This window comes from Cocleimonas flava, assembly GCF_004339015.1.
GTDB classification, from domain to species: Bacteria; Pseudomonadota; Gammaproteobacteria; order Thiotrichales; family Thiotrichaceae; genus Cocleimonas; species Cocleimonas flava.
Genome location: NZ_SMFQ01000004.1, coordinates 125,723 through 140,186 on the forward strand (window position 1 = coordinate 125,723; position 14,464 = coordinate 140,186).

Below are 14,464 nucleotides of genomic sequence, written 5' to 3' on the forward strand. Positions count from 1 at the left end.
TGTTAGACAAATTAATCCTGAAAATCCAAGGCACAAAAAAGCCTCATACAATGATGAGGCTTCCTAAAACTAAACGTAAACCTTTAACCAATGGCACGCTCTAAGAAATCTAATCTATCTTGACCCCAATACAATTCATCATCTAATTGGTAAGTAGGTGATCCTACAACGCCACCTTCTAAGGCTTCTTTTGTGGTGTTTGCATAGGCATTTGCCCATTGCTCGTCTCTCGCACTCTCTAACAAGTTCGAACCATCAAGCCCTACACTATCTGCGATAGCAATTAAGGTTGCTTCATCTGAAATATTCTTCTCTTGTTCCCACACTGCTTTAAGCAACGCATCAGATAATTTACCCGCATCTGGGTTTGCAGAAGCACCACCTGCTGCCAATACCATTTGAGCCGCTAATGTTTGATCAACAGGAAAATGTGCTGGTGTAAAATTCATCGGCAAATCTAATAAACCAGACCAGCGTTTTAATTCATCCATACGCATTTTTTGTAGTGAAGGATGACGTTTACCCGGTGGCAACACCTCTAACTCGGAAAATACATCCATAACAGATATAGGTAAGTAATTAACAGTAAGATCATGCTTGGCAGCAAGCGCATTAAAACGCTCAATTGCCAAATAGCTGAAAGGTGAAATTAAAAAGTGGTAATAATTAATAGTTTTGCTCATGTAAAAGTCTCGTTTGGATGGATCGATTAAAATATTTTAAAAAAGGTATATGGGGTGTTATTCAGGCGCTTCAATTAAAGGAGGATACGCTGGACCTTCTGAAGGACTTGAATCAATAAGGCAATGTAAAACTGAAAATGTCCCTGTCGGACCTCCTGAGCAATCTAACTTCATGGCGCAGCCCATTTTTTTAGCTTTGGTCTGTACTAATGCTTTATAAGTTAATGTATCACGGGCGACTGCTTCACCCGTAACTGGGTCATATTCTATACTATCAAACTGCCATTTTCTTGTAGCAGATGTTGCCAATTGAAATGCGCTAATTTGACCCGGAAAAAGAAATACCGTTTGAAATGAATCAGGCGGTATTTCAGATGAATATAATAATGGGCAAGTGTCAACATACGCCTGACTTATGGCTGACAAATTTTCATCAAAACTCAGCGGTGGAAGTAAGCCATTAGAGGTTTCATTGCATGAACCACCTCCCTCTACTACCACACTTGGGTCACACGGCGGCTCGACATTTCGCCTTATCAATCTATTAACCGCTTCCACCCCTATTTGATTATTATCCAGCAAATTTAATTCATCAAAACATTCGATTCTCATATAGAAACCAGCAGGCAAAATACCCGAATGATTTGTATTAAAAGAAGAAAGAGCGTCACTTCCTAAAGCAAAAGCACAGACTGATTCAGCATCTGCTGTAATGGTAAAATTAAGAGCTGGACTCCCATTAGCATTATTTTCATAATTAATAGGGGTTCCTTCATCTATGGGATACGTAATAGAATTTGATTGTTGATCAACAACAATAGTTAAGCCACCGCCTGCATTCACATTCGATACTAAGTTAATACCACTGCCTGCTGTTACTAAAACTCCCGCCCCCAAAAGTGTTATAAACAACTTATTAGTATTTTTTTGCTTAGTCGTCCTTACAGCTACAACAAATAACAACAAACTTAATAGTAGTAGCATGGTGCCTGAAAGCGTGGGCACCTGAGTTGGACTAGCTATACTAAAGGTGACTGTACCACCTGCGGCAAAAACCGATTTAGTGCTAACAAAAAATAAACAAGTAATGATGTTTAGTTTTAATGCGACCTTTAAGCTAGATTTCATATGTATTCTCCCAAATAAATACGTTAGCAGTTAGATTCATGTATTAGTTTAGTGAAACAACAAACGTATTTTCAGGCTAATACATGCTTAGTCTAGTACATGTGTCGCTGTAATTCATTTTCGTCGCGAATGTTGTTATCTCAGTACCTGTATTGCCAATATTCGTCTGTCATTACACGTAGAAAAATTATTAAAACACCCATAGTTTTTATCATCTCTAATAGCGTACCTAATTCGAACCACGTTTATATATACTGTCTAAGCGTTAAGATAAGTATTTGCTAAACGAAAAATTCAATTACCTATATCGTTATTGGCAGAAGTAATTTAATAAACTTACAACAATTGAATAAATCCATACTTAAAAATCAACTGCTATAATAAAAACAGAGAAATTTCTTTTACACGTTAGTTTTATACGCGAGTTTTACACGCGAGCAATTACACAGCTTTATTCAGTGATTCCTTACCTATTCGAAAATGAACAATGAGGTAGCATTATTATGAACAGATGGTTACTAACACTCTCGATATTTCTACTCAGCTTCACAACTGCATTGGCACATCATGGTTGGCGCTGGACATCAGACACCAATGTTGAAGTCATAGGCGTAATCGAATCTGCAACACTTGGCAACCCGCATGGAGTCCTCATATTAGATGTTGAGGGACAAAAATGGACAGCTGAAGTCGGTCAGCCTTGGCGAAATCAACGTGCAGGTCTTAAAGACGAAATGATGTCAAAAGGCACCGAAATCACTATTGACGGACAACGCTCTGCCGACCCGAAAGAATTACGAGTAAAAGCAGAACGTATCGTCATAGATGGCAAACGCTATGTTCTATATCCCGAACGCAACTAACGCAACTAGCATTGATACTAGAAACAGCCGAGTTGATCCAGCAAAGTGGACTCGCACAACTATTACGCAACTCACTATGGCTCTATCCATTAGTCAATACCGGACATATATTAGGGATCATATTATTAGTCGGTTCAACCCTGGCAATCGACTGCCGCCTATTAGGCTTATGGGCTAGAGTCAAATTACAATCGGTGGCAACCGTATTTCAAACACTCGCCATAACAGGGCTAATCCTGACAGCACTATTTGGCCTATTACTTTTTATAGCCCGCCCAGTCGATTACTTAGGCTCTGACGTATTCTTAACTAAACTGGCACTAATTGTAGTCGCTTTAACAAACGCATTTATATTAAGAAATTCAAACATCTGGAAAACCGCATTAAGCGACAATAATTGGGGGTTTCAAGTTAAAGCGCAAGCGTTAATATCGTTAATGCTATGGCTTACAATATTATTTTTAGGACGGTTGATTGCGTATCGATAGGGTTTTTAAATTGTCGTCTAAATGTCACCCCCCTACTTATGAGCACTTTTTTAAATTTGTAATTGTTTGTTTCGCTGCTTTATTAAATGCAAACTCTCCTCTGATATTTGTTCACAGCACCGAGTAACTTTCTTTTCAGAAAAGCAAAAAGAAAGTAACCAGCCGAGTGGAACGAGACAACAGCTTTAGCTGGCCCGAAGGGAGAGACGTAGTCGAATCAAAAATGCTTTATCCTTTAAACCGTTGCCAAGTTTAATTCATCGATGGTCATAACGGGGATACAAGGGAACTCGCTACTTCTTTTGCAAAGAATCCGCTCAAACAACCTTGATCCTTATCCGTTATTCCTTGAAAGAATCGTTTAAACTATTATAAAAGCCCCCCCTACTTACCATGAGCTTGCCATTTCGTTTGTTGAAATGGACAACTCATGTATGCGAAAGCTTAAAGCTAGCTCGCCGATAGGCGATACTAGGTTTTAGCGTGTATTAGGGCACTTTTTTAAGAATATATGTCAGTTAATTAACTAGATAATTTTGGGTGTCCTATTTAATAAATTTCCACGTATAATCCGCAACCTATTACTTCCACCAAAGAATTAAGGTTACTGCATGTCTAAATCCTATGAAGCTCAAGGTACTGTTCACTCTATTGGTCAAACGACTGAATATGGGAACAATGGCTTTACTAAACGCGAATTCGTTATCCAGCTAACTGGACCAGATGAAAACAGCCAATACCCAAACTATGTGGCGCTAGAGTTGATCAAAGATAAGTGTGAGCTTATGGACAAACACAACATTGGCGATGAGATACAGGTAACGTTTAATTTGTCAGGGCGATTATGGTCAAGCGGCGATAAACCAGAGAAGTGCTTTACCAGTTTACAGGCCTGGAAAGTTTCCGCTGTTTCAGGAGCTGATAACCAGGAAGCACCACCAGAAAGCTGGGCTGATAATGGCGCACCTCCGTTTGATGATGAGTGTCCGTTTTAGCATTTAATATAAATAAATAAGACACACCCCAAATTTTTAGCTGTTGTTCTTTTTTTGTTTAGCAAAAATGAGCATAAGAATCTCAGGTATAAAAAAGCCTCATTCTGGGATGACGCTTTTTTACGAAAGATTGAATGTCCTATGTATTTAATAGGTTTGAGAGTTGTTAGGATTCCTAACTTCATCCAAAGATACCGAGTTTTTTATAATCTATGATCAAAGTCTTAATTTATTCGGTTAATATTTTATATCTTGCTAAGTCTTTTTTATAATCATAATTAATATCAATAATTTTTTTATCAGTATCCCCTATCGCCTCTATATATTGTTTTATAGTCTTGTTTATATTAAAAATTTTCTTAGAATTTTTCATATAGGATGCCTCATCTGTAATACTTTTAGACTTACTTTCTAAGCTTAAAATTTTCGTTTTAAGTACTGTCACTTGTTTATTAAGTATTTTTTTATTGCCTTTAAGCTCCTTTATTTTACTTTCGAAAAAACTGACCAGCTCATCTTCGTTTTCATAAGTTGATAGCAAGGTATCGTCTCTTTCTGATGTTTCTAGTGTCTTTATATAATCTAATTTCTTCTGTTTCGATTCTAAATTTACTTGTGTGCTTATATTGTTAGTTTCACTTGAAAATTTTTCAGTAAAAAGAGTCATATAATATTTGTCTTTCTTTTCGAGTGGAAAATCTAGAACTGTGATTTCACCTTTAGGAGAAACATATTTCTTTTCTATAATGGTCAGTTCAGAATCATCAATAGCAGCATCTTTACGTGGTACTGGCTCACCAGTTTCAACATAACCTAGATCAATCAATGCTTTATTTATTTCTTCAAAACTGAACAGTTCGATGTCATTGGGTGTGTGAATCATTACATCAATAGTACAGCCATCATCTACAGGGGATACAGCATAACTTATTTCATGTTTCTTAAATTCATAAACCCCTTTAAAGTCTTTTGCTAGTGATAATTCGGGTGAATTTTTTAAGAATTCATTTAGCGCTTCTTTATTATCAAACTCTTTTCTACAGTAATTATTATGTATTGATAAAAAATTATTCAGATAATCATTTGTATCATTTCGCTGTCTCAATTCTCCTGATGTTTGACTACTACTCGAACTCCCTACAGCACCACCGTTATGTTGGTGTTGCACACCTTGAACAGGTAAAGGGTGTGAATGAGATCGTCCAGAATGAGAATGATGGGTATCACCTGTTTGTTTATTAAGTTGTTTATTAAGTCCTTTCTTTAATAAAATTGCTGATGCTGGTATTTTGTCCGAAAAATGTACCTTCCCATTATCATCGACCCAACGGTATAAGCCAGCTAGTGCTTGAAATGAAATTGTAATTAAAAACACGATAGATGATAAATACAGACACAATTTTCTTATACGCATTTTTTCTCTCCTTGATTGTTTACCTTATTTAAATAAGGATAAACTGAAACCAACCTTTAGCACGCAGCTATTATTTTTGATGTTCTATATAATTTGCTTTATTTTTTCTTTAACTCTATTGTTCTTTCAATATATCCTAATTACTCTTTGACTCGTTTTAAATATTCTTTCACTCTAGCATCATATCTTTACTATCTCTAAGTTCTTTTGATTTGTGTTCTTGCAGCTCAAACTGTTCTTCATGAACTATATCTCCCTCACTTATATAACCAAGTGTTTGAATAATCTTGGAGTATCTTTTCTGAATTTTTTTATCTGACTCGTTTTCATTAAGAAGGTAATACTTGTAATGTGAACTTGCTTTCAAAAGATATTTTCGATAGGTTCTTACCTTAGAGCCAGCCATAGACGACAACTTTATAGGGAAAAGGCCACGTAAAGGCATCTCACTTAGATAATAGTAGTAATCGCCGATTATTTGATTTGAAACATATCCAAGTGAACGCGCTTTATCTAGATAATTTTTAACCTTTTTGAACTCTTCACGACCACAAAATGAAAATTCTCCATTACAATCTTCGATTAAAATGCTGGCCATCCTCGCAAACGCTATTGCTACCTTGTACTCAGTAGCTTTTAAAATATACCTCCTTTCAGAAGTTTCACTCTTTCTAACTCCTTCACCATATAAATAGTGAAGCCCAAGTGCATGGTAAGCATAAGGATAGAATAAATCAGCGGCATCCTTCGTATAACGGTAAGATTTATCGTAATCTTTTAATTTATTGTAAGCGCGCCCAAGGTTCAATAGATAACGTGCATTGCTAGGTTCTTTCACAAGTGCGCTTTTACAAGCCATAACGGCCTTACTGCCATTAATTTTATCAAATAATATTCCTTCCCCCACTTTGTGTGGATCATTTGGGTTACCTGCTAGTTCATCGCATAAATTTGCTAAGTTTGAATTACTCAGTCTCAAATTACTTGAGTTAACTATTTCAGGTTCGCCAAAAAACATCTTACCTCTTTTTAAGGAAGTATTGCCGCCACCATTTGGCTTACCGTTTAAAAACCATTTTTGGTCTCCGTCTCCTTCGGCATATCCTTTGATACACTTACCTGTCCATGTAAGTGATTCATTTGGCATTGGGTTCTCATTAAAATGAAAGCACCCTTTTTTATCAGCAATGTAATTAGCTGGTGCACTAGTAGTAACTCTATTACTAGCTGATTCACCAATAGCACTATTACCGTGCCTATGGCCAATACCTTGAGTAGGTAAAGCATGCGTATGAGAACGGCCACCATGAGAATGTGGTTGAGCATAGCTTTGTGACATTGATATGAACAACAGTAAAACTATTGGTGAATAAAGACACAACTTACTTATACGCATTTTTCTCTCCTTGTTTGTTTACCTCAGTTGAAGAACGGATAAACTGTAACCTATATTTAGCTCGCAACTAAAATCATAATAACACTCTCTTTAATAGGCTATTAATAAGATAACTGAAGATAGTGAATGCCCAAAGATCAAATTGTGGGTGTCATAAATATTGCTGAAACATCAAAAAGAAAGACTAAATGCTGGTATCGAATCACTCTAATAGTCGCACCAAAGGTGAGAGCAATATTTAACAAGTCATTGAATAGGCAAAGGGATTATGCGTAAAGCTTAATCCCTTTGCCTTTTATTGATTCTCCTTAATAAGTTTAGAGTTACTTGGTATTTTAAAAGCCAGTGGTTTTGAAAGTTTTTGTTCAAACCACATAGAATCATCTTCACCATTTTCACTACTATATAAAATTTTATCCCCCTTTTTTTCTATAGCGTAATACTTGAATTCATCAGTATCAAATATAAAGCCTTTACTTATTGAGTATTCACTATCAGATAAAAACTGCGAATGTGTATTGTTAGAGTGATTTACAATTATTCTTTTAAATTTTACTTGATTTCCAGTGTATTGAACTTCAACTTGAGTATCGGAATCATCTTTTTTATATGGTACAGTTTCCCATATACCTTCCAATTTTGTTTGAGTCAGGTATGGTACTTTTCTGATAACAAATGATTCACTATCATTAACCAATTTAATGCTTTGCAGATCATTACTCAAAGTCCCAGTACTTCCATCTTCAGGAAACTCGGGAGCTATTATTTTAAAAGAATTTTCAGAAAGAATAGAATACTTTATCTTATCTCGTACTGTGTGATCAGAAATTCTATAAGAAATCATATGATTTTTATCAAACGTAATATATGACTCCATGTATGGACCTAACCAGTAGCTATCTTTTAAGTTGTTATACAAACCACTTTTATCAGCAATAGCAGTAACATTAAATAAGAGTAATACACAAAAAATAGTAGGAAATTTCATGTTTTCCTTTTTCGTTTAATTAGTAAATCCGTCTCCGTGTTCAGTGAGTCGTTGATAGGTACAATTAAATTTTCGAACATTCTACTGGCCGAGTTATTAATAATAAGTCTCACAAATAGCAAGACATTGACACCATAATATATTAATAATGACCTTGTGAAAAAATATCTAAATACACAATATGCTGTTGTTGGCGAGAGTCATACGTCAATTATCGAGTATATCGAAGCTCTAATTGATAAGAAACTTGAAACAAGTGACGATCTAAATAAAGGATTAATTTGGCGTCTAAATCTAGAAAATCCAGAGTTGCACGTTGAACTTAGTTCAAATATAGACCCAAGTATTAACCTTAAGGATGCGCCAGAAGAATACTACTACGTTGATTATAAATATAGAGACTGTAAGCTTCTACTCAATATAAGTGGACACTTTAAAACAGTCGAAATGCTTAATACTAATTTAGATAAAAAACCTAATTTTAGAATCGTTTCTCAGGAAAATTATTCCAAGTAAAATATAACTAGGTGGTTAAATATACGTGTACTTACCCTGCAAAGGTGAATATAAATATTGGAGTTTGTAACATATGCAGCAGTTAATACTAATATTTATGGCGTTCTTCTTAAGTTTCTCTATTCAAGCTGAAAGCAATAAATCAGAAACTAGTAATGAATTCTCATTTCTAGAGATGCAGAGATCACAAAAAGCACTACACAAGCTAAGGGTATTGGTTTGTAATGCCGCTTATAATAATGATTTTAAAACATTCATTCGGCATATAAATAAAATAGGTATTGAACTATCTAATGCAAATATTTATAAAGTTGCAACATGTAGAAAAGGTAACTTAATTCTACATAATACACTTCAGAACAAATCAGCCCTATTCGTAAGAGACTTTGTCCTGACCTTCTATAAAAAATTTGGTAAAGAAGAATTAATTAAAATCATCAATATGCCTGGTGGAGCTAATGGCTTAAATGTTCTCGAAGAAGCAATCCAGCGTAACAGCTGCAGAAATATACCTGACTCCGATCTAAGTAGAATTATTAAATACCTTCAAATAGCTGGTGGCAAAACAAGATCTAATTTTACTATTGCAAAACTCGATTGTGAATCTTATGGCAGGACTGTTAACGAGATGGTTGATGAGATACCTTGTGAAAACCCTGTTGATATATTCAATTCTGAAAAAAGGGAGATTGCTAAGGGCTATCTCATTAGTTTTACAAAAAATACAGATGTTGATCTTCTGTCACAGGAGTATCTAAAGAAGTATCAAGACCTGAAAATTCATACAATAATAAACTCAGATTTAAAAATAATTCGTGCTGAGTCTGGTGATATCACACTTCAAAAAATACAGTGTGAATCAAAGGTTACTTCAATTGAAAATAACCTTCCACTTACGATTAATTAGTAGATAACAAGTAATTACTTAGACTAATGATATTGGGTTAAATAATAAATTAGGACATTTAACTTTTAATTCTACAAATACAGCCGATAACTCATTTCTGTATTATTGATCATTAAAGTATAATTTTTTAATTATTTTGACACCCCACTTTTTGATGGTCGTAAATTTCTTTTAGTTAAAAATGAGCATGAGGGTCTCAAACATAAAAAAGCCTCATTATATTACGAGGCTTTTTAGTACGAAAGATTGGATGTCCTATTTATTGTGGGTCTTAATAATAGTAATGAATCAAATTAGAAAGGTTTCCTTATTTTTGATACCCATTATACAAAAGTTAAACTCTGTGTTAATTTAGCCATGAACTAAAAAAAGACTCTATATCGTCTCACACTTACAACTGGAGGCTCTAATGAAATACATCTTCTTACTTACTTTCATCCTAATGAACGCTCCAGCTTTTGCTAATTACACTCCAGAGTTTAAAAAAGCTTGTGAAGGCGTTGACCATTCGTCCAAGAAAGAAGGCTTTGCTGATGCTATCAGAACTTCATTTCTTGAGATTTCATGGAATGACGATCTCTTAAACAAAATCACATGCATTGAGTTTGGTGTTGTCGAAAACATTTCTGATCAAGATTTGAAAACTTTAGAGATTCAAATTAAAGAATCTTACTTAAAAGATCTTCAAAAAGTTAAAAAGGAGGAAAGTGAGTGGCAATCATTCCTTGATTCGGCTACTTATAAGCTAGACACTCTAAAGCTTAAATCTAACGTCGACAAAACGTCTGAGGAGTATGAACTTGCTGAAATGGACGTTCAATACCATAAAGATAAAGTCAGCCGCATGGCTGACGAATATGAGCATATAGAAAATGTATATAGCATTCTTGATTATTTTTAATTCATACAGCAACTTTAAGTTAGACTTAATTTTGGATGTCCTATCTATTGTTTTATTGTTACAGGTAAAGAACAACAAACCCTCTTCATATCTGTTAGTAGGTTTTTAAACAAAGACCTAACCAGTAATAATTATTCGAAAGAATAGTTTAATAAAGCAGGATTAAACAATATTGATCTAAGTAATGCTCCAGTGATTGTTAATCCAAATGTTTGTATACAATCTGCGATTGACGGTCATGACCTGTTACTCGCAAATCCATTGTTACAAGATGAATGTGAACGTGGTGATTTAGTTGAATTATTTAGTGATATTCAATTAGATGATTTAGGGTTCTATCTAATTTATAAAGAACTGAATTATCAAAGCTATATTTTACCTATATTTAATAAGCAAAACTGCCTAAAAGTGGGGGGGTGTCTTTTAAAACTCAATTAAACTCACCTTTCCAATCCTCACCTAACTAATCACCCAACTTTCCCCTTTTTACCCCACCTCATTTCAAGCTATAATCCCGCCCCACGAACATAAACACAAAACGCGGATAGCTACACATAATGGATAAGACCTACACACCTTCAGACATCGAACAAGATTGGTATCAACATTGGGAATCTAATGGCTATTTTAAGCCTTCGGAAGATCCTGATGCTGAGCCTTATTGCATTATGATTCCGCCGCCGAATGTCACGGGCACCTTGCACATGGGTCATGCTTTCCAGGATACGATTATGGATGCGCTGATTCGTTATCACCGTATGTTGGGTCATAATACCTTATGGCAACCGGGTACTGACCATGCGGGTATTGCGACGCAGATGGTGGTTGAGCGTCAGCTTAATGCAGAAGGCAAAGACCGTCATGATTTAGGTCGTGAAAAATTCCTTGAGCGCGTTTGGGAATGGAAGGAAGAGTCTGGCGGACAGATTACGCAACAGTTACGTCGTTTAGGCGCTTCACCTGATTGGACTAAAGAACGCTTCACCATGGATGAAGGCATGTCGGATGCGGTGACCGAAGTATTCGAGCAGTTGTTTGATGAGGACTTAATTTACCGTGGTAAACGCCTGGTAAACTGGGACCCTGTTTTCCATACAGCACTTTCTGATTTGGAAGTATTGAACGAGGAAGAGCAAGGCCACATGTGGCACTTCCGTTATCCTGTCGCGGATGACAATGGCAACGCGACGGATGATTATTTAGTTGTTGCAACGACTCGACCTGAAACCATGTTAGGTGACTCGGGTGTTGCGGTACACCCTATGGATGAGCGTTTCTCGCATTTAGTGGGCAAGAATATTTTATTGCCATTGGTTGATCGTTTAATTCCGATTGTGACTGATGAACATGCCGACCCTGAAAAAGGCACAGGTTGTGTAAAGATTACGCCAGCGCATGACTTTAATGACTATGAAGTTGGCCAGCGTAATAACTTAGAGATGATCAATATCTTCACCATTGATGCGGCTATCAACAATAACGCCCCTGAAAAATATCGTGGTATGGATCGTTATGATGCGCGTAAAGCTATCGTTGCTGATCTTGATGCTTTGGGTTTACTCGATGAAGTTAAAGACCATACCTTACAGGTACCACGCGGAGATCGTTCGGGCGCGGTGGTTGAGCCTTACCTGACAGATCAGTGGTATGTGGCGATTGAAGAGTTAGCTAAGCCTGCGATTGAAGCAGTCGATGATGGACGCATCAAGTTTGTGCCGGATAACTACAAGAATATGTATTACAGCTGGATGAACGACATCAACGATTGGTGTATTTCACGTCAGTTATGGTGGGGTCACAGAATTCCTGCCTGGTATGACGAGAACGATAAGATTTACGTGGGTAAATCAGAAGCGGCGGTTCGCGAGAAATACAGCCTTGCTGATGATATTGCGCTGCGTCAGGATGAAGATGTTTTAGATACGTGGTTCTCATCGGGCCTGTGGCCTTTCTCTACTATCGGCTGGCCTGAAAAAACACAAGACCTTGAGACTTTCTACCCTGGAAATGTGTTGGTAACCGGTTTCGATATCATCTTCTTCTGGGTTGCTCGAATGATTATGTTCGGCATGAAGTTTATGGACGGCGAAGTGCCGTTTAAAGAAGTGTATATCCACGGTTTGGTACGTGATGGCGAAGGCCAGAAAATGTCGAAATCAAAAGGAAATGTGATTGATCCTCTGGACGTTATCGACGGTATCTCTCTGGAAGATTTACTGGAGAAACGTACTGGCAATATGATGCAGCCACACCTTGCAGAAAAGATTAGCAAGGCGACTAAAAAGCAATTCCCAGACGGGATTCCGGCATACGGAACGGATGCTTTGAGATTTACCTTTGCCACACAGGCGTCTACAGGTCGCGATGTGCGTTTCGATTTACAACGTATTGAAGGCAATCGTAATTTCTGTAATAAGATTTGGAATGCGGCGCGTTATGTGTTGATGCAGACTGAAGATAAAGATGTTGGCCTCAATGCTGATGACGCTATTGAATTATCATTGGCTGATCGCTGGATTCTTTCTCAATTACAGAAGACTACCGCAGAAGTCTCCGAACATTTTGAAAAATACCGTTTCGATTTAGCATCAAAAGCGCTCTATGAATTCACCTGGGGTGAATATTGTGATTGGTATTTAGAGCTTTCTAAACCGGTTTTGTTTAACGACGATGGCAGTGAAGCATCTAAGCGTGGAACACGTCGTACCTTGGTTCGTGTATTCGATACTTTATTGAAGTTGCTACACCCAATCATGCCGTTTATTACCGAAGAGATCTGGCAGACGATTAAGCCGCTTGTGGGTAATAGCAACGATACAATCATGCTAGAACCTTATCCGGTTGTAGATGAAAGCCAGATTGATCAAACTGCCAGCGATGACTTAGAGTGGGTGAAAACATTCATTATCGGTATTCGTAAAATCCGTTCTGAAATGGATATTCCACCGAGCAAGCCTCTACCTATTTTGTTACAAAACTGGACTGAGACCGATAAAACGCGTTTCGAGACCAATTCAATTTTCATTAACTCATTAGCAAAAATAGAGTCTGCGCAATGGTTAACAGACGGTGATGATGCACCTGAATCTGCCACAGCTTTATGTGGCGATATGCAGATTCTGATTCCATTGGCTGGTCTGATTGATAAAGATGCGGAAATTGCGCGCTTAACGAAGGAAATCGAAAAGGTACAAAAGAATCTTGCCGGTGTTGAAGGGCGTTTGAAGAACCCAAGCTTTACCGATAAAGCCCCTGAAGCCGTGGTTAATCAAGTGCGTCAACAAGCTGAAGAGCAAAGTGCTGCGTTAACGCAGTTGCAACAGCAATTAGAAAAGATCAAAGCTATGTAATAGCTGGTTTGGTGCCATTATGATTAACGTGTTAATCATAATGGCACCCCCCTACTTTAAGCGTGTTTTTTTGTTTAGCTTTCTGTTCCGCTCTCTATTTAGCTACTTGTGAATAGCATTCACTAACGAAAGTGAATACATACATAAACAAATAGGTCCCGTATGAACATTAACGATTACTTATTCATTGTTCCGATTATTCTCGCTAATTTGCTGGGCGTTATGAGCCCTGGTCCCAGCTTTATATTCATCGCACAACGGACTTTAACCACCTCTCGTAAGCATGGTCTTATTAGCGCTTTAGGACTTGGAACCGGTGCAGCTATATTTGCGATACTTTCTTGCTTAGGTTTATTTGTGATACTAGAAGCGGCTCCTTTTTTATATGGTGCGCTTAAAGTTTTAGGTGGTTTGTATTTATTGTTTTTGGCTTATCGAATCTGGAATTCTTCGAAGGGTGATGACAGCGGTGAAAGTGGCTTAATTGACAATGGTAGGGATAAAGATATATCCATTAGTGCCTCTTATTTTCTTGGTTTAATGACTCAGCTGAGCAATCCGAAAACAGCGATTGTGATTGGTAGTATCATCATGGCTTTTTTACCTACTGAAACACCACCCTACACTTTTATCATCATTACCGTTCTGATGTTTCTTAGTGACTGGGCCTGGTACAGTATTGTAGTGGTGGCGCTTTCAACAAAAAGTGCTCAGAAGGCCTATAACCGCTTCAAAAAATCCATCAATAGAGTCGCTAGTGGCTTATTGGCTTTTATGGGAGCCAAATTAGCGTTTAATTTATAGAATACTCATTAGTCATTTAATAAACCGCTTT

Annotated in this window: 14 protein-coding genes; 9 read left to right on the top strand and 5 right to left on the bottom strand. The window is 37.0% G+C overall.

What is annotated here, in order from left to right:
- Positions 1-83: 83 nt before the first annotated feature.
- Positions 84-683 carry a 2-hydroxychromene-2-carboxylate isomerase gene (locus tag EV695_RS12330; RefSeq protein ID WP_131906288.1) on the bottom strand — a complete coding sequence of 200 codons (600 nt, stop codon included), beginning with the start codon at positions 681-683 and terminating at the stop codon, positions 84-86.
- Between the two features lie 57 nt (positions 684-740).
- Complete coding sequence (locus tag EV695_RS12335) at positions 741-1,811, bottom strand: CAP domain-containing protein (protein ID WP_131906289.1); 1,071 nt, start codon at positions 1,809-1,811, stop codon at positions 741-743.
- A 503-nt stretch (positions 1,812-2,314) separates the two neighbouring features.
- On the opposite strand from EV695_RS12335, the gene EV695_RS12340 reads away from it, so the two are divergent.
- The 3 genes from EV695_RS12340 (at position 2,315) to EV695_RS12350 (ending at position 4,157) form a co-directional block, all read left to right on the top strand.
- On the top strand, positions 2,315-2,674 hold the full coding sequence (locus tag EV695_RS12340; RefSeq protein ID WP_131906290.1) for a DUF6152 family protein: 360 nt from the start codon (positions 2,315-2,317) through the stop codon (positions 2,672-2,674).
- Between the two features lie 11 nt (positions 2,675-2,685).
- Positions 2,686-3,162 carry a DUF2214 domain-containing protein gene (locus EV695_RS12345; protein ID WP_131906291.1) on the top strand — a complete coding sequence of 159 codons (477 nt, stop codon included), beginning with the start codon at positions 2,686-2,688 and terminating at the stop codon, positions 3,160-3,162.
- Positions 3,163-3,773: 611 nt separating this feature from the next.
- Positions 3,774-4,157 (top strand): DUF3127 domain-containing protein, encoded by a 384-nt coding sequence (locus tag EV695_RS12350; protein ID WP_131906292.1) that lies wholly within the window; start codon positions 3,774-3,776, stop codon positions 4,155-4,157.
- Positions 4,158-4,386: 229 nt separating this feature from the next.
- On the opposite strand, the gene EV695_RS12355 is transcribed toward EV695_RS12350, so the two are convergent.
- From EV695_RS12355 to EV695_RS12365, 3 genes are all read right to left on the bottom strand, one after another.
- Positions 4,387-5,571 (bottom strand): DUF4124 domain-containing protein, encoded by a 1,185-nt coding sequence (locus tag EV695_RS12355; protein ID WP_131906293.1) that lies wholly within the window; start codon positions 5,569-5,571, stop codon positions 4,387-4,389.
- A gap of 169 nt (positions 5,572-5,740) precedes the next feature.
- Positions 5,741-6,967 carry an SEL1-like repeat protein gene (locus EV695_RS12360; protein WP_131906294.1) on the bottom strand — a complete coding sequence of 409 codons (1,227 nt, stop codon included), beginning with the start codon at positions 6,965-6,967 and terminating at the stop codon, positions 5,741-5,743.
- 295 nt (positions 6,968-7,262) lie between these two features.
- A complete protein-coding gene (locus EV695_RS12365) occupies positions 7,263-7,955 on the bottom strand; it encodes a hypothetical protein (RefSeq protein ID WP_131906295.1) in 693 nt (230 codons plus the stop codon).
- Between the two features lie 156 nt (positions 7,956-8,111).
- Here EV695_RS12365 and EV695_RS12370 point away from each other — a divergent pair, with 156 nt between their 5' ends.
- From EV695_RS12370 to EV695_RS12395, 6 genes are all read left to right on the top strand, one after another.
- The gene (locus EV695_RS12370) at positions 8,112-8,471 is read left to right on the top strand and encodes a hypothetical protein (protein WP_131906296.1); all 360 of its coding nucleotides are present in this window, start codon (positions 8,112-8,114) and stop codon (positions 8,469-8,471) included.
- A gap of 73 nt (positions 8,472-8,544) precedes the next feature.
- Entirely contained in the window at positions 8,545-9,378 is an 834-nt protein-coding gene (locus EV695_RS12375) for a hypothetical protein (protein WP_131906297.1), read from the top strand.
- Positions 9,379-9,787: 409 nt separating this feature from the next.
- On the top strand, positions 9,788-10,279 hold the full coding sequence (locus tag EV695_RS12380) for a hypothetical protein (RefSeq protein ID WP_131906298.1): 492 nt from the start codon (positions 9,788-9,790) through the stop codon (positions 10,277-10,279).
- Positions 10,280-10,471: 192 nt separating this feature from the next.
- Complete coding sequence (locus EV695_RS12385) at positions 10,472-10,717, top strand: type 2 periplasmic-binding domain-containing protein (RefSeq protein WP_131906299.1); 246 nt, start codon at positions 10,472-10,474, stop codon at positions 10,715-10,717.
- Between the two features lie 119 nt (positions 10,718-10,836).
- On the top strand, positions 10,837-13,629 hold the full coding sequence (locus EV695_RS12390) for a valine--tRNA ligase (RefSeq protein WP_131906300.1): 2,793 nt from the start codon (positions 10,837-10,839) through the stop codon (positions 13,627-13,629).
- A gap of 162 nt (positions 13,630-13,791) precedes the next feature.
- A complete protein-coding gene (locus tag EV695_RS12395; protein ID WP_131906301.1) occupies positions 13,792-14,433 on the top strand; it encodes a LysE family translocator in 642 nt (213 codons plus the stop codon).
- Positions 14,434-14,464 lie beyond the last annotated feature (31 nt).